Genomic DNA, 16,373 nt, shown 5'->3' with positions numbered 1-16,373 from the left:
CGTTTCAACTGACGGCTTCTATTACCAGTTGACAATTGTCAATTGTCAATTGTCAATTGTCCATTATCATGGTTATGTCCATAGTCATAGGGTCCATGAGTGACAACGGGTAGAACTTCCCAGTTTTCAATGATAGGTGGAGAAGAGGTTGTCCATTCTAAGGTTAAACTTTCCCAGGGGTTATCACCTGCGAGTTCACCTTTTTGCCAACTGAAAATGACGTTTAAAGCGAAGGGAACGACGGAAAGAGCTAAAAGAAATGCGCCAATGGTGCAAAGCTGGTTTAAGCTGACAAATTGAGGGTCATACATGGCAACTCGGCGGGGCATTCCTTTTAAACCCAGTTCGTGCATGGGTAGAAATGTTAAGTTTGTACCGATGAAGGTGAGGACAAAATGAACTCGTCCCCAGGTTTCGTTCATCATTCTGCCGGTGATTTTGGGAAACCAGTGATATATACCTGCGTAAATCCCAAAGACTGAACCACCAAATAAAACGTAGTGGAAATGACCGACTACATAATAGGTGTCGTGAACGTGAACGTCAAAGGGGGCTGTTCCCATAGTTACGCCGCTTAAACCGCCCATGACGAACATGGAAAGTAAGCCGATCGCAAATAACATGGCGCTGGTGAACCGGATTTTTCCACCCCACAAGGTTGCGACCCAACCGAAGATTTTGACTCCTGTGGGAACTGCAACTATGAGTGTGGAAATGGTGAAGAACATCCGCATCCAACCAGGTGTACCACTGGTGAACATATGGTGAACCCAAACGAATAAACCGACGACGCAGATAGCGACTGTGGAAAATGCGATCGCTTTATAACCAAATATTGGTTTGCGGGCATGGGTGGGAATAATTTCGGACATAATCCCAAAAATCGGCAGAATCATTAAATAAACCGCCGGGTGGGAATAAAACCAAAATAAATGTTGATAAATAACGACGTTACCACCTGCATCTGGTTTGAAGAAGGATGTGCCGAAGTTAATATCAAATAACAGCAAAACTAAGCCTGCTGCTAATACTGGGGTAGAAAAGAGTGCGAGGATGGAAGTTGCTAAAATTGCCCAACAAAATAGGGGTACTTGATCCCATTTCATGCTGGGAACTTTCATCATCAAAATGGTGATGACAAAGTTAATAGAACCTAAAATTGAAGAAGTTCCCACTAAAACAATGGCCAAAATCCATAAACTCTGGGCGTTGTTGGCGGTAATTAGGCTTAATGGTGGGTATGCTGTCCAACCAGATTGAGAACCACCAAAGAAGAAACTTAGTAATAGTAATAATCCGGCGACTGGATTTAACCAAAAGGCGATCGCATTTAATTTAGGAAAGGCCATATCTCTAGCACCCATCATCAATGGGACTAGATAGTTACCAAATCCACCAATTGCACTGGGAACAATCCACAAGAAAATCATGATTGTTCCATGATTTGTCATGAAGGCATTGTACAGATTTGGATCAATGAAATCCGAGTCTGCTGTGGCTAATTCGGTGCGGATAGCGATCGCCATCAACCCACCAATTAGATAAAAGAAAAATGCTGTCACTAAGTATTGAATACCAATAACTTTGTGATCAGTATTGAATGTAAAATAATCTCGAACTTTCCACGCTTCGGGATGAGAATTATGAGTAATCAGCAGTGTTGGGGCTTGATTTTCATCTGGTGGAGGATTAATTGGAAAATCTACTTGTGTCATATTTTTGTGAGTTGTCTTTTGTCAGTTATTAGCTAATAATTACTAATGACTCATAACTAATGACTCAAGAGTTGCTGGAGTTACTTGCAAATTTTGAAGGTAGGGATCAAGAAATTCTGATGGGGATAAATTCTCCGAGTTCACAGCAACTGCATGATTCATATCTTGTTTTTGGGCAAGTTGATTTTCACTCATCCAAGCATCATAATCTTGTTGTTCATGGACGATTACTTGCGATCGCATTGAACCGTGATAACCACCACACAATTCTGCACAAACTATTGGATAAGTCCCAGGTTTTGTAGCTGTAAATCGTAGTTGAGTGGGGACACCAGGAATAGCATCTTGTTTAAGACGAAATTGGGGAACCCAAAAGGAATGAATGACATCATCTGCGGATAAATTCAACTGCACATCAGTACCGACAGGAACGTGCAGTTCTCCAGCGGAAATACCACTGACTGGATAATTAAATAACCAAGCAAATTGGATGCCTTTGACATCTACAACCAAATCAGCAGGTTTATTTTTGGTTTGCGGATTTTCGCCAATCCCAATATTAGCTGTTTGACTAACATTCATAGCACTGGCTGACATTTGGTGAGGATGACTCCCCACACCAAAACCACCCATTTGGTTATAAACATCAACGCTGTAAATACCCAAAGCAATGACAATTACTGTGGGAATTGCTGTCCAAAAAATTTCTAAACTCAAGTTACCTTCGATGGGTATACCATCGGTATTATCTCCTTTGCGTCGTCTATAGATAACTAGAAACAGCAGAATTGTGCCTTCAACAACTAGAAATAGAGCGATCGCAATTGTCAACATAATATCGAAAAAACCATCTACCAAAGGCGCTTGTTGTGATGCAGCTTCCGGTAATAAATGATGATTTTGTCCAACCCAGATACTGATAGGGGCAATGATCATCCCAGCTAACAGTGTCCACAGTGAAACAGGAACTTTTTGCATGAATGCTACCTGCTGTGTAAATAGTAATAGAACAAGAGTCGGTGAAGGTAGACTTTGTTTATGTAGCTAGAGAATTGGCTTTTGAGGATAAGATGATCTTTTAGATTTTTATAGCGATCGCTAAGGTAGTTAAGAAATCAAGTAATAATTAAACTCTGTAGGGTTTTATTCCTGAATTCTAACTCCTGACTCCTGCTATACTATTACCGTTCTAACTTGTAACTAATGAAAAATCAGGAAACTTCCATATTTTTTCAGATTGATAACAACAAAATCCCCGACTTTTTTCAAAATCGAGGATCTGAGAGTTGATATTTTCATAAATTAAATAGCAAGAGAAAAAATAGTAGCAAGTATGATTATGTTAGATGATAACAATTGACGATTTACGTTTCTGTTTACTCTGAACTTTTTAATCAGTTACGGTAAATATTGAGATTCCCCTCTAATTACCTTGCTTAGAAACTTGACGGAAATAACCAGTGTGTTGCAGTACATCACACCGTTGCAAAATCACCAAGAATGTTATTTATCTAATGTGCTATGGGTGTAACAATTCTTGGAACAAATTCTAGCACAAGCTTCACAGCCAATGCAGTTTTCTGGATGAGTAATAACCATTACTTTGCGTTCAACTTCTTCTTCATCTTCATCTACTACAAATTCGCCTTCTTCGTTTAAAGCCATTAAGCCTAAAACTTTATGACCACAAACTTTCATACATCTGCCACAACCGATACATTTTTCTTTATCTATTTCTTGGGCAAATTTAGGAGTCCAAGCAGTACCTCCAAAAGTCAATCCTGTTAATGTCGCCATGAATAAAACCTCAGCAATTTTAGCTAGATGTGAGTTAATCCTTTAATCTTAATCCTAGCCTAATATTTCCTTTTTAAATAACAAAAATTAACTGCTTTATCAAATTTTGATGACTTGCTAAATCATATTATTTATTTCTGCTTAATTTAAAATCTTAAATGATATTATTTATTAATCAATTGATTTGGTTTCTTTAAGCTAAAAGCTGATAACAAAAGGCTTTTGAAAATTTTAATTAAATTTATATCTCAATAAACATTGTTAAGCTAGGCTAACAATACCTAATTAAATAAGAATAATAATCAATTATAGAATATCTATATTGGCTTTATTGACCTACTATTTGCAAAAAATTTTTAGTTATAAAAAATATCTTGCCTACAGTATTTATAAACACAAACTCAGAAAAAACACTTTATCTATTTCTGAACTATTTTGTTTTTATCTAGTTTCGTAAAAATCAAAAACCTTAACTTACTACAATTATCTACAATTGTTCCCCATTCCCTATTCCCTATTCTCTGCCATAAGATGTTATTTAAAAACATTTAACTAAATTTATTTAGGACAAAATAAACATTATTACCACAATTATCTAGGTAAATATTAAGAAATTATGCCAAGCTCATTCTGAACAATCTTATTGAAATCTTTATGAAATGTATAGTTAATGAAGAAGCAATGAAGCCTAACTTTGGAAAATATCAATAACTACAAAATACAGCTTCATCAATCCCTATGAGTAATTAATCAGACGAGGAAAATATTTTCTCGTTATAGAGGTAATTTGGTAGCAAGTTATGAATCAAAAGGACACATCCAGGGAAAACTTGAGCCAAACATCTCAACGATTACAGTAGGAAGACTTCCTATGCCCTATATAATTCCTAATAACAGTTGCGTGGGATGTGACAACTGCCGGCTCCTATGTCCTACGGGTGCAATCAAAATCGAAGATGATGAATATTGGATTGATCCAGCCCTTTGTAATAATTGTGAGGGTTATTATCCAGAACCACAATGTGTTATTGCTTGTCCAACAAATGCCCCCATACCTTTATACGCAAAAAAAGGAAGATGTAAAGTTGAACCACGAGATGCTACCAGTCCCGATTTATTTTCCAATGGCAAGAATAACCCTTTTGCTTCAGCAATAGTTATCTGGGAAGCTTGTAATCTACTAGCACAACGGACATCTTTAGCATGGGAAAAAGATGAAGAAGATAATTTACATTACAGTCGCTCAGTTAATCAAGGACGAGGGACAATTTCCTTTCACATTCAAGACCTATTTCAAGGTAATAACTGCGCTAATAATTTACAAGCAATTGATTATTTAGACATCCGTGCTGCTTGTATCCATCTTATTTTTGCGGCTCAAATTACAGCCCTAGATCAACCTTGGGAAGAAGAATTTACTATTGATGAACGACAAATTGAACAGTATTTGGGCTTAGAAAAACGTAAAGACCTCAGCAAAAGCGTCAAACTCGGTTTAATTAAAAACATCGTTTATCAAACTTGTTCTCTCATGGTTTCTATTGACTGGCCGCAACAAGGAAGAGTTCCCAGTTTTTCTATTAAAGATACTTATCTATGGAATTTGATAGATACTCAGCACCATTTCCAAGAAGATGATCAAGGTTGTAAATATTTAATTGGACTGACATTTACTATCAAAGCTGGAACTTGGACTCAACATTTCTTCAACAGACAAGGATGCAAAGAACGCACCGCATTTTATCAATATGGCAGTCTTCCCAAAACCCTCTTAACCACAGTCATGAGTCTGTGGCAACAACATGAAGGCGCTGTTAGACTCATGCTTTGGTTATTATTTAAAACCAAAATGGGTAGAGAACAACGTATTACTATTCCTACCTTGCTGCGCGTTGCTTATGGTGAGGAAAAAGTAACTCAGGCTTCTAGGCATAGGGAAGAACGTAAACGCCTACTTAGAGCCTACGAAAATGATTTAGAAGTTCTCAATCATTATGGAGTTAAGCCATTATTTGATCCTGTTACCTATCCCCCAGAAATTCAACCTTTATGGGCAAAATTAGTTGATATTCCTGAAGATCCAGATGAAGCTTTGGAATTTTGGATTAATGATGGTAGTGGTGAAAATCGTCTCACAGACAGCGGTCCCCGTGGTAAGTGGAATTTGCTCATGAATGCACGAATTTTATCTTTTGAACTGCCTCCAGACTGGGATAAGCGTTCAGAATCAGATAAAAAACAACGTCGCACCACTAAAACCAAAAGTAATCATCAACAAACAGGTAATTTACTGGGGGAACAGGTGACAGAAGGGCGCAAAAAAATGAACCTTTCCCAAAGGGAATTAGCCAAGCTGATGGAAAAAAGCCAAAGCTGGATTCGTGATGTCGAAAAAGGTCGTTTAAAAGCTAAACTAGATGACCAAATGCTGCTGAGACAATTGCTAGATATTAGTTAAATTACAGCAGTGAAATAGATCCCGGACTTCTTGAACAAATCCGGGATCTAGGTATATTTTTTTATTGTTTAATCCATTTATTCAGGGTAATACCCAAAAACTGTTCTAATTGAGTCATGCTATTAAGATGATTAATAACTGCATTTAATTCTTGATTTTGAGCATCAACTAAACCTCTTTCAAAATTAATAATATCCGTCATCGAAGTATTACTATCTGATTTCATTTTTTCCTTAGCATTGTTAAGTCTTAATTCCGCTAAATTAAGTGCTAGTCGAGCTAATTCAATTTGCTTAAAACTATCCTTAGCATTACGAATTTTATTTCTTAATTCCTCATTGAGATCATCTTGAGTTTTTGCTAAATTGTAATTAGCCTTTTGCAAAGCAATCTCACTTTTGTAGACAGCATTATCTTGACTAAGATTACCAAACTCACGACTTAATACTAAAGATGAAGTCACACTATTTGTATCGTCACTATTAGAAGCACTATTAAACCCATAATTCACATTTAATCTTAGATCTAATCGTTGTTGATCTTTGGCTTCTGCTATCGTAAATTTGGCATTTTCTACAGAATTAATAGCAATAAGATAACTCGTATTATTATCTTGAGCTAATTTTAGCATTTCTTCAAAAGTTGGTAGATCTAAACTTGTAGGAGGAGCAGGCTTTTCAGCAGCAATTAGCATTTTTAGAGGTAAATCTGTAATTTTAGTTAAATCAGAAATTGCTTGGATTAAATTTGTTTGTACATTAACTAAATTTACTTCTTTCTGAGCAAGATCCGCTTGACGCTCAACTAAATCACTTTTAGTAATTTTCCCCTCTGCAAACAATGCTTCTAATTGCTCTAATTCTTTTTTAGCATTAGCAAAAGATAGTTCTTCAATTTTCAATCTTTCTTGAGCTAACAATAAATTTCTATAAACCAATATTGTATTAGTGATTGTTTGGGAAATAGTATTCTTAAAAAATAAAATATTTGTATTTTCTGTTAATCTTGCCCTTTTTATATTCAAAGTATTCAAGTATGTACCAAAACCCCTTAATAAAGGTTGACTTAAACTCAAGTTTAGACCTTGATTAAGAATATCTGTACTAGAGTAACTAGAGAATGAACTATTGTTAAATACTTGATTTCGTCCTTGCCATCTTAAACTTAAATTAGTACCTGTAGGAAGTTTTAACTTAAAATTAGCACCGAGAGCAGCATTTTTATTAGTACTGCTATTACTACCAGTTTCATTATTATTAAAATCCCATGATAGTTGAGTTCCAAAAGTTGGATTAAATTGAGATTCAGTTTCTGCTAACTGTTGTTTATCTAAAATACGTTGCAGATAAGCTATTTTTAAATCTCGATTATTTTGTAAAGCTAAATAAACAGCATCAATTAATTTTAAAGGTATGTCTTGGTTAGGCTTATTTAAAAGTAATTGTAACTCAGAATTAACTTTTGGTAAATCTTGCTGATTAGGGATATCTTGACATTTTCCTAAACTGGGAAATAGGAAAACTAACAACAGAGATAAAAATGATGTTTGTAATAAAGAGGAATTATATAAGATGTAGCTGAAAACATTATTCTTTCCTATGGGTAATTCATGAATTACCCCTACTTTTGTTCTGTTTTGCGTAAGTCCTGATAAAAAACGATTCATGTTAGGATATTGAGTAAATGTATGGATTTATTGAGAACGTAATGCTTCTACAGGATACCTATTTGATTTTTGAAATACAAGTCTTGTGAAGATTGCTTACCCTATACGTAGTTACGTATATCATGATTGTTTCCGTAAAGTATATAGTAATTTTACTGAAAAATTTTAAATAAACATCCCCGAAAATTAAATATGCGTGACTTAAAACCCAGAGCCGAGAATCCCTATCTATAGAGCGTCTCTACATCCTTATACCGGAAATGTCTAATGATTAGCTTTGTAAATAATGCTATAGATTATCTCATATTCATGAAAAGTTGGTTCAACTTCAAAGAAGTATACAAAATAGGGTTTAGCATTACTAAACCCTTACTGACTATAGTCTATATTTATACATAAGTAGGTTGGCGTTAAAAATTGTCGTTATGGGAAGGGAACACTATGGCTTACGCCACGCTACGCTATCGACAAGCTCAGTGCATCGCAGGAAAGAGGTTTTGGGAGATTTTACTTTTCGTTACATATTGCGGTTTTTTTCTGTTCACCTACTTACAGCATATTTCAATTAACTATAAGTTGCGACTTTCTTCGCTACAAGCCAAAGATGAGATACAGCATATTTCACACATACTATCTCTTGTGAAGCATGACAAGAACCTTTGACTGTTTGTGTTTTCACAGGATCTTTTACAAGTTTTGCTTGATAAGTGTAGAGATCACCTGAAGGTTGTTCAAAACTTAATTCTCCAAGAATCGTATTATTATCTAAGCTTTTTTCTAGAATTTTACCTGTTACCTTATAGTTAAACCAATCCCAACCTAAGCGAAGCATGAGTTCTCTTTCCAAAATTTGTAGCGGATTTGGCAAGATTCCCCAACCACGATAAACTTTATTCAAACATTGTATATCCCCAGTCTGGGTGAGAATTGATTTAAAGGCATCTTGATCAAGAACTCCGTAATATCTTCCTTGGGGAAAATCTATAGCCGTGGGAGCAAATCTATGTCCACCAAAGTGACTTGATCTCCACATTCTGACATGATTTAACTGTAAATCAGAAACCGTTTTTTGAGCATAAAAATAAAAAGGATTGCCATATCTTGCACAGCATTGATCATGGCTACCATGAGTACATATTAATATATCTCTGGTGATGCTAGATGTTATTTCATAATCAGTAGTCACACCAGCTAAATATTTACTAACAACTCCTGCTACTTGTTCAATATTTGGTAATTTAAATTCCTGTTTCTGATATCCGCTACTCAGTCCCTCTTGCTGTTGATAAATTAATAAGGTTGTTTCTTCTACCTGATGAGATTCATCATTAGCAATTAGTAAAAAGCGAATTGGTAGTTTAGCACGTTGGATATCTTCTACTAAACTTCTTAAGTTATCTGGAACCCATTTAGAATTGAAAGCTTCATAAGCCCAAGGTGTAGGACATTCTACTAAAATATAAGTCTGATAGTTGGTAGCACTACCAATTACATCTTCTTGTATTTGTCGTGAATGATCAGCACAGAAAAAATTATTCATGTACACTTACTCAATGATAGATTTTATGGGAAATGGTTAGGAAAAAGCTAGGTAAGCACTTTATCAAATTCTGATTTTTTAAAGTTTTTCCGGTTAAATAAATCCTCTTTAAAAAAATGTAATATTTGAGAATGCTGATTTTCTGGTCAATTGATATAGGGAATTTCTAGACTAGCTGGTTTTCATTTCAGACTTTGGCAATCAGTATTATTAAATGCTGAATTCTGAAATTTAAATTATTTTTTCATGTTTTCTCTAAATGATCTTAAATAGCAAATTTTATCTTTTGTTTGTACAATCAATTGTTTACATTCACTAGCTTTTAAATTATAGCTTAATTTATTCATATTGCGAAATATTCTCAATTATTTATGAAAAAAATATAAATACTGGAGACTTTATTTTTATGCGGTCATGTATTTCGACTCTAACCTAACTCAATTTTTAAAGCAACTATTTTGATTATTTAGATAAATTCTACAAAAATATATCTTTAGATTAATTTATCTTTCATAAAACTTAATATTATCTAAAATAGCAAAAATTTAGCATCGGTAGGATTGGATTTGCAAATGTAATAAATTAGGTTGCCTATATGTTACAAAAATAATTAATACAGAAATATTTTATATCCAGACAGTGAAGATGGTTTCTTAATGAACGACAGCGCAATTGCTATTAAGTAATAATGGTGGATACTTGATGGTTGTTTCCTAAATTACCTATTCTTAAATTATATGACATTAATCTTAGCTCTGGATTTTGGTGGGACAAAGTTGGCAGCCGCGACAGTCAAGGCTGGTGCGAAGGAGTGGTTGGATCATGAATCACGTTTTTCACCTGCAAATGCTGATGCTTTGAGTGATTTAGAAATTATGCGATCGCTCATCAAATCTGTGTTACAAGGAAAGAAAGCGGATGCCATTGGTGTCAGCTTTGGTGGACCAGTGGATGCAACTACAGGTTTAGTCCGATTATCTCATCACGTTCCTGGCTGGGAAAATGTTCCTCTTAAACAACTACTTGAAGAAGATTATCACGTACCTGCCAGTATAGACAATGATGCTAATGTTGCTGCTATTGGTGAACACCGTTTTGGGGCGGGGCAAGGATATGACAGCCTATTTTACATTACTATTAGTACAGGAGTAGGTGGAGGCTGGATACTTGATGGCAAGCCCTGGCGAGGATCATTAGGCATGGCAGGAGAAATAGGTCATATAGTTGTAGATCCTAGAGGACCAATATGCTTATGTGGAAAACGGGGCTGTGTAGAACGTTTAGCTTCTGGTCCATATATGGCGCAAAATGCCCGCGAAATGTTGGAGAACGAACCCCCCAGTGCTGACGGTAAAGGCAGGGGTGATATACTCAGGTATTTGATAGGAAATGACCTCAATTTAATCACAGGAAAGGTCGTCAGTGCCGCAGCCGCTTATGGGGATGAAATGGCACAAGAGGTATTATATAGGGGCGCTTGGGCTTTGGGCGTAGGTATTGGTAATGTAGCCAATCTCATGAATCCCCAACGGTTTGTTTTAGGTGGTGGTGTTACCAAAGCTGGGGATAATTTCTGGAATGTGGTGCGAAAAGTAGCTAGAGAAACTGCACTACCAGAGGTGAATTTTGAGGTTGTGCGAGCATTGTTGGGTGATGATGCACCTTTATGGGGGGCTGTTGCTTTGGGTTTGAATGTTTTGGATTAAACTCTTTTTTGACGCAGAGCCGCAGAGTCGGAGAGAGTTTACTTTAGATGTTTGCCTGTTGTCTTTGATAAAGTGACCAATACAAACCTTTTTGTTTTAAGAGTTCTAAATGTGTTCCTCGTTCGGCTATTACACCTTTTTCCATGACTAATATTAAATCAGCACGTTTGAGAGGGGCAAAACGATGGGCAATTAAGAAGACGGTGCGGTTTGTGGAAACATTTTTCAGGTTTTGTAATACTTGTTGTTCGGTTTCACTATCTAAGGCACTGGTGGCTTCATCTAATATGAGAATTGGTGCAGAAGCTAGAAATAATCGGGCTAATGCTATGCGTTGTCTTTGTCCTCCTGATAATGCTGTACCTCTTTCACCAACGTTGTTTTCGTAACCGTAAGGTAGTTGACTAATGAAGTCATGGGCTACTGCTAATCTGGCTGCTTCTACAACTTGTTCGGCGCTAATATCTGGATTTCCTAAAGTGATATTTTCCAAGATTGTACCATTAAATAAAAAGTCTTCTTGGAGAACTACAGCTATTTGTTGTCGTAAAGATGCTAAGTCAGCACTTTTGATATCAAAACCATCAATGAGGATACGTCCTGATTCAATTTGGTAAAGTCTTTGGATAATTTTGGAAAGGGTACTTTTTCCTGAACCGCTCCGTCCAACAATGCCTACAAATTGTCCTGGTTCAACATTAAATGAAATTCCTTTTAAGACTGGTTCAGTGTTGGCATTATAGCGAAAGAAAACTTGCTCAAAATTAACTTCACCTTTGAGGGATGGTAATACTAAACCTGTTCCTGCTTCTGTCTCTGGGGCAGCATTGAGAATATCACCAATTCTATCTACTGATAGTAGCACTTGTTGGAGATTTTGCCACAACTGGACTAATCTTAGTAGGGGGCTTGTTACTCGTCCTGATAACATTTGAAAGGCGATTAATTGACCAATGGTAAGTTGTTGATCGATTACTAATTTTGCCCCAAACCACAAAATTAATAAGGTAGAAAAGTTAGTGAGAAAGTCACCAATATTACTACTAATATTAGATGTAGTTGAAGCTTTAAAACTGGTGCGAATAAAACGAGCAAATAAGCCTTCCCAGCGTTCTCTAGCTACTGGTTCTGCTGCATGGGCTTTAACTGAATGGATGCCGGTGACTGTCTCTACTAAAAATGATTGACTGTCCGCACTACGGTTAAAGGTTTCATTTAGCCAATTACGTAAAATTGGGGTAGCAACAATGGTTAAAGTCGCAAACAATGGTAATACGGCTAAGGCTACAAATGTCAGGGGAATGTTGTAATAAAACATCAATCCTAGATACACTACAGCAAAGATACTGTCAAGAATTACTGTTAAAGCTGTACCTGTAAGAAATTGACGAATTTGTTCTAATTCCTGGACTCTAGCAACTGTATCGCCCACTCTCCGTGACTCAAAATAAGCCAAGGGTAAACGCATTAAATGGCGAAAAAGTTGGGCTGATAAACTCAAATCTAAACGTCGGGCGGTGTGGGTAAATATGAATAGCCGCAGCATACCTAGAATAGATTCAAATGTCGCCACTAGCAAGAGAGCGATCGCCATGACATCTAATGTGGCTAAACTCTCCTGTACCATCACTTTATCAATGATGACTTGGGTAATTAATGGTGAAGCTAAACCCAATAATTGTAAGGTAAATGAAGCTAATAAAACCTCACCTAATAAACCCCGATATTTCCAAACTGCGGGAGTAAACCAAGATAAATTAAATTTCTCTTGTTGGGAAACTAATTCAGTTTGCCATAATGTACCATCCCAACAATTTTCTACCACAGATTGGGGTAATTGTTCACAAATATAATCAGGATTTTGGGGATTAGCAATAATTAAATAATTACCTTTCATTCCATAAGCCACAACCCATTTTAATTGTGAGTTTTCTCCCTCTTGATTGGCTTGATTCCACAACAACAAAGCCGGAAAAGATAATTGACGTAATTCCCGCCAATTAACCTGTAATTTTCGCAAAACTAAGCCGACTTTTTCCGCTGCTTCTACTAGATTTTTGGGCTTTTGTCCCCGCAATTGACGTTGTACCCATTCCAACTGCACAGGATTTTGTAAATATTGCGCCACCATTGTTAAACAAGCAGCACCTGTATTCCCACTTCCCACAAAGGGATAGTTAGAAATTATCGGTTGAGGAGGTGTTGAAGGTAGTGGAGAAATAGGGGAATTAGGAAATGGTAAAAAGGTTTCTTTCTGCTGTTTATCTGTTGAACTTTTCCAAAATTCATCAAGTTGAGGATTGATAAACTTTTTCCATAGTTCCGCATTCCAGCACACTACTACTACTTCCTTACTAGCAGCCACAGCTTTACAATTAACAAATAATTGTTGACAGTCACCAAACCAATTTCCTGTTTGTAAAGTTGCGACAGTTTTACTTTCTCCTTCTTCACGTAAACGCACTTTACCAGTGACAATTACAAACTGTTCATATCCTAGTTCTTGTGACCAAATTTTTTCGCCAAGTTTATAGTGACGAATATCCGCTTGCTGTTTTAATTCGCTTTGTTCTTCAGCATTTAGCCAGGATAGGGGCGGTTCATTCCAGGGTAAATTATTTAACACATTTATTGGTAAAAGTTGATGATTGATATCTTTTAATTCACTTGAATTTTGACTGTCAGGCTTTGAATTTTCTCTCCTAACCATTTCTCAAATAATTCATTTTTTAATGATTGTTGTAATTGAGGATCTTCTAAAGATGCTGGAAGAATTTGTTCTAATCTGAATAAAGCAAATCGTCCTTCTATTTCTATGGGATTGATTAATTTTCCGGGGGTAGTTGCGTCTACAGCCGCACGTAAAATGTCCGGTATAGTTCCCCGACTAATCGGTCCCATCATGCCATTAAAGACTCGTTCATCTGCTAATGAATACTCTTTTGCTAGTTGTTCAAAACTACTACCTTCTTCAATTTGAGTTTGTAGTTCTTCTGCTAGTTCTCGACTATCAACTAGAATCCTGGAAAGTACAACTCTATCTAAATAAATCTTCTTTTCAATAAAGTATTCTGGTAATTTGGATTCTGTGACTAATGCTTTGAGTTTTTCTAATTGAAAACTAAAGGTAATAGATGTATGAAAAGTTGTATAATCTGTACCATTGCTTGTTAGCCATTCTTGGAATTTTTGTGCATCTGTTAATTGGTTTTTGAGACGGAAATCAATAATTGTTTGTTCAATTAATGCAGAACTAACTTCGATTTCTGCCCTGTTACTAATTTCTTGTGCAATTACGTGCTGACGTAAGACATCACTAATGAAATTCCCCAATTTACCAGATATTTGCAGGTATTTGACTACTTCAGCTAGGGCTATTTCTTGGTCATTGACAGTCAGAAAAGATGAAGATTCCATGAAGTAATTCTGAGGATAATACTAAAACATCTATAAGACTTTCCATTAAATAATAGAGAAAACAGTAGGAAATGATCTCTAGCAATAATAAAGATTCGATAAATTAAATATGTAATTAATATCTGGTAATGAAATATGCTATTTTCTGATAAAAGGTAAACTAAATGATTCTAGATGATCACTATTTTAAAATCTGTAAACAGGATGACAAAAATAATAAGGTTGGGTAACATCTGTCAACCCAACCTACTTGAAGTTTGATTTGTGTTAATAATTAAACAAAGATACTTTGGTAAATTAATGCCAGTATGATTGCTACAATTGCCCCAATTAGGGTATTAAAAACATTGACAACTTCATTGGTAAGCCAAGTATATTGAGATTGCAAAGTTGCACCAATGACACTTTCTAAATTGGTAGCGATAAATGCTGCTAGTATACACCAAACAATACCAAGGGGATTAATTAAATTTACTCCCCAACCAATGAGAGCGATCGCTATTGATGCTACCATACCAGCTAAAGTTCCTTCTAAACTTACCGCCCCTTCTGTACCTCTAGGAACTGGTTGCAGTGTCGTAATTAAAAAAGTGCTTTTACCATAAGCTTTACCAACTTCACTCGCAGTTGTATCCGAGAGTTTAGTGCTAAAACTGGCAACATAACCCAAGCATAGTAAATATTTAAAACTCGGTAAAAACAAGACTCCCAAGGCACACAAAGCCGCTATTAATGCTGAACCCCAAACGTTTTCTGGACCTCTTGCACCGGCACGCTTTTCCGCAATTCCTGCGGCTTCTTTTTCTACCATACCAATGCGTGTTACCCCTGAACCGACAATAAAATAAAACACTACTACTAGGTATCCTTGCCAACCTAATGTTCCCCAAATGATTATTCCTAATAACCCAGCATTCAATATACCTGCGGGAGTAAGCAACTTTTTGGGAATAATTGCGACTATTCCTAGTAAAATTGCATTTAAGCCTACTCCCATTAACCAGGGATTAACAGAATCTATTAAAGATAACATAAGCGATAAATCCTGAGTATTTTTGCCATAATGTTATCAGATAAAACTGCTATATACTCACTCTAATTAGGTCTTGCTTAATAAAGTAAAAACCTAAATAAATCAATCAAAATTGACATTTAACAATTAACAACGCTTAATAACCCAGATTCGATACTATTCGGATCTCCTTCTTCTTTCTGATAGCGCAGCGTGGCGTAAGCCATACTCCTGACTCCTATCCCTAACTAAAAGACTTTTTAGCAAACTCTAATTATGAACAAGATTTTATTCCACCTTGCTTTTCCTGTTACTGATATTCCTCAAGCCAAAGCCTATTATGTTGATGGTTTAGGTTGCATACCCGGACGTGAAAATTCCCATGCTTTAATTCTCAATCTTTATGGGCATCAATTAGTAGCCCACATTACTAAAAATATCCTAGTACCTCAGAAAACAATTTATCCCAGACATTTTGGCTTAATTTTTACTACAGAAGAAGATTGGCAAAATTTACTATTAAGGGTGCAAATCAAACAGCTAAATTTTCGAGAAGAACCAAAAAACCGTTTTGTTGATACTCTTCTAGAACATCGTACTTTCTTTTTAGAAGACCCCTTTTATAACTTAATAGAATTTAAGTATTATCACTACCCAGATGCAATTTTCGGTAGTGCCGAATATACGGGCATTGGAGATAAAATTTAGACTAAACTAATGCAATTAATTAAGGCATTGTCAAAATTATCGCAACAATTTACAGCAAATTGCAATCAAATCAAACGTTAAACGTGCCACACATGAAAAGGATAAAAACCATTACCAGACTTCACTATGCGATTGATTTTTGTGGCGTGTTTGATCTGAAACGGCTATAACTCTCTTCTGTCAATCTCCGAGTTTTCCTATTAATAAAAGGTTTTCAAGCGACGCAATATCAACTGATTGAGGTATTTACCATCAAAATTTTGTGCTTTGCTCATCTTGTATAATTCCTATTAGGAAAAAGAACAGAGCTATAGCGAAGCTCTCCGTAAGAATCGCATTCCAGGCAAAAGTTAG

General features: G+C 36.0%; 11 protein-coding genes. 3 read left to right on the top strand and 8 right to left on the bottom strand.

Annotated elements, in window-relative coordinates; translation table 11 throughout:
* Window positions 1–38: 38 nt before the first annotated feature.
* From ctaD to fdxB, 3 genes are all read right to left on the bottom strand, one after another.
* Window positions 39–1,715 (bottom strand): cytochrome c oxidase subunit I, encoded by a 1,677-nt coding sequence (gene ctaD / locus FJR04_RS18230; RefSeq protein ID WP_168497375.1) that lies wholly within the window; start codon window positions 1,713–1,715, stop codon window positions 39–41.
* A gap of 42 nt (window positions 1,716–1,757) precedes the next feature.
* Window positions 1,758–2,693 carry a cytochrome c oxidase subunit II gene (locus FJR04_RS18225; protein WP_168497373.1) on the bottom strand — a complete coding sequence of 312 codons (936 nt, stop codon included), beginning with the start codon at window positions 2,691–2,693 and terminating at the stop codon, window positions 1,758–1,760.
* 525 nt (window positions 2,694–3,218) lie between these two features.
* A complete protein-coding gene (gene fdxB / locus FJR04_RS18220; RefSeq protein ID WP_168497371.1) occupies window positions 3,219–3,512 on the bottom strand; it encodes a ferredoxin III, nif-specific in 294 nt (97 codons plus the stop codon).
* An 871-nt stretch (window positions 3,513–4,383) separates the two neighbouring features.
* On the opposite strand from fdxB, the gene FJR04_RS18215 reads away from it, so the two are divergent.
* Complete coding sequence (locus FJR04_RS18215) at window positions 4,384–5,970, top strand: transcriptional regulator (RefSeq protein ID WP_168497369.1); 1,587 nt, start codon at window positions 4,384–4,386, stop codon at window positions 5,968–5,970.
* Window positions 5,971–6,031: 61 nt separating this feature from the next.
* On the opposite strand, the gene FJR04_RS18210 is transcribed toward FJR04_RS18215, so the two are convergent.
* On the bottom strand, window positions 6,032–7,636 hold the full coding sequence (locus FJR04_RS18210) for a TolC family protein (protein ID WP_168497367.1): 1,605 nt from the start codon (window positions 7,634–7,636) through the stop codon (window positions 6,032–6,034).
* Window positions 7,637–8,201: 565 nt separating this feature from the next.
* A complete protein-coding gene (locus tag FJR04_RS18205) occupies window positions 8,202–9,176 on the bottom strand; it encodes a sucrase ferredoxin (protein WP_168497365.1) in 975 nt (324 codons plus the stop codon).
* A gap of 737 nt (window positions 9,177–9,913) precedes the next feature.
* On the opposite strand from FJR04_RS18205, the gene FJR04_RS18200 reads away from it, so the two are divergent.
* A complete protein-coding gene (locus FJR04_RS18200) occupies window positions 9,914–10,882 on the top strand; it encodes an ROK family protein (RefSeq protein ID WP_168497348.1) in 969 nt (322 codons plus the stop codon).
* Window positions 10,883–10,925: 43 nt separating this feature from the next.
* Here FJR04_RS18200 and FJR04_RS18195 read toward each other — a convergent pair whose 3' ends face one another.
* From FJR04_RS18195 to FJR04_RS18185, 3 genes are all read right to left on the bottom strand, one after another.
* Window positions 10,926–13,592, bottom strand: coding sequence for a type I secretion system permease/ATPase (locus FJR04_RS18195; protein ID WP_168497346.1), 2,667 nt, complete (start codon window positions 13,590–13,592; stop codon window positions 10,926–10,928).
* Window positions 13,541–14,299 carry a peptidylprolyl isomerase gene (locus tag FJR04_RS18190; protein WP_168497344.1) on the bottom strand — a complete coding sequence of 253 codons (759 nt, stop codon included), beginning with the start codon at window positions 14,297–14,299 and terminating at the stop codon, window positions 13,541–13,543. Before FJR04_RS18190 ends, FJR04_RS18195 begins: the two co-directional genes overlap by 52 nt.
* A gap of 274 nt (window positions 14,300–14,573) precedes the next feature.
* A complete protein-coding gene (locus FJR04_RS18185; RefSeq protein ID WP_168497342.1) occupies window positions 14,574–15,332 on the bottom strand; it encodes a TIGR00297 family protein in 759 nt (252 codons plus the stop codon).
* A 255-nt stretch (window positions 15,333–15,587) separates the two neighbouring features.
* Here FJR04_RS18185 and FJR04_RS18180 point away from each other — a divergent pair, with 255 nt between their 5' ends.
* Window positions 15,588–16,019 (top strand): VOC family protein, encoded by a 432-nt coding sequence (locus FJR04_RS18180; RefSeq protein ID WP_168497340.1) that lies wholly within the window; start codon window positions 15,588–15,590, stop codon window positions 16,017–16,019.
* The last annotated feature ends 354 nt before the right edge of the window (window positions 16,020–16,373 follow it).

This window comes from Anabaena sp. UHCC 0204, from assembly GCF_009711975.1.
In the GTDB taxonomy this organism is placed as follows: domain Bacteria; phylum Cyanobacteriota; class Cyanobacteriia; order Cyanobacteriales; family Nostocaceae; genus Dolichospermum.
The sequence above is the reverse complement of the archived record's forward strand: the minus strand, read 5'-3'. Positions and strand labels throughout refer to the sequence as shown.

Bases quoted from the DNA above. Each gene is read 5' to 3' on its own strand.
- ctaD (WP_168497375.1), bottom strand. From the start codon at position 1,715: ATGACACAAGTAGATTTTCCAATTAATCCTCCACCAGATGAAAATCAA.
- FJR04_RS18225 (WP_168497373.1), bottom strand. From the start codon at position 2,693: ATGCAAAAAGTTCCTGTTTCACTGTGGACACTGTTAGCTGGGATGATC.
- fdxB (WP_168497371.1), bottom strand. From the start codon at position 3,512: ATGGCGACATTAACAGGATTGACTTTTGGAGGTACTGCTTGGACTCCT.
- FJR04_RS18215 (WP_168497369.1), top strand. From the start codon at position 4,384: ATGCCCTATATAATTCCTAATAACAGTTGCGTGGGATGTGACAACTGC.
- FJR04_RS18210 (WP_168497367.1), bottom strand. From the start codon at position 7,636: ATGAATCGTTTTTTATCAGGACTTACGCAAAACAGAACAAAAGTAGGG.
- FJR04_RS18205 (WP_168497365.1), bottom strand. From the start codon at position 9,176: ATGAATAATTTTTTCTGTGCTGATCATTCACGACAAATACAAGAAGAT.
- FJR04_RS18200 (WP_168497348.1), top strand. From the start codon at position 9,914: ATGACATTAATCTTAGCTCTGGATTTTGGTGGGACAAAGTTGGCAGCC.
- FJR04_RS18195 (WP_168497346.1), bottom strand. From the start codon at position 13,592: ATGGTTAGGAGAGAAAATTCAAAGCCTGACAGTCAAAATTCAAGTGAA.
- FJR04_RS18190 (WP_168497344.1), bottom strand. From the start codon at position 14,299: ATGGAATCTTCATCTTTTCTGACTGTCAATGACCAAGAAATAGCCCTA.
- FJR04_RS18185 (WP_168497342.1), bottom strand. From the start codon at position 15,332: ATGTTATCTTTAATAGATTCTGTTAATCCCTGGTTAATGGGAGTAGGC.
- FJR04_RS18180 (WP_168497340.1), top strand. From the start codon at position 15,588: ATGAACAAGATTTTATTCCACCTTGCTTTTCCTGTTACTGATATTCCT.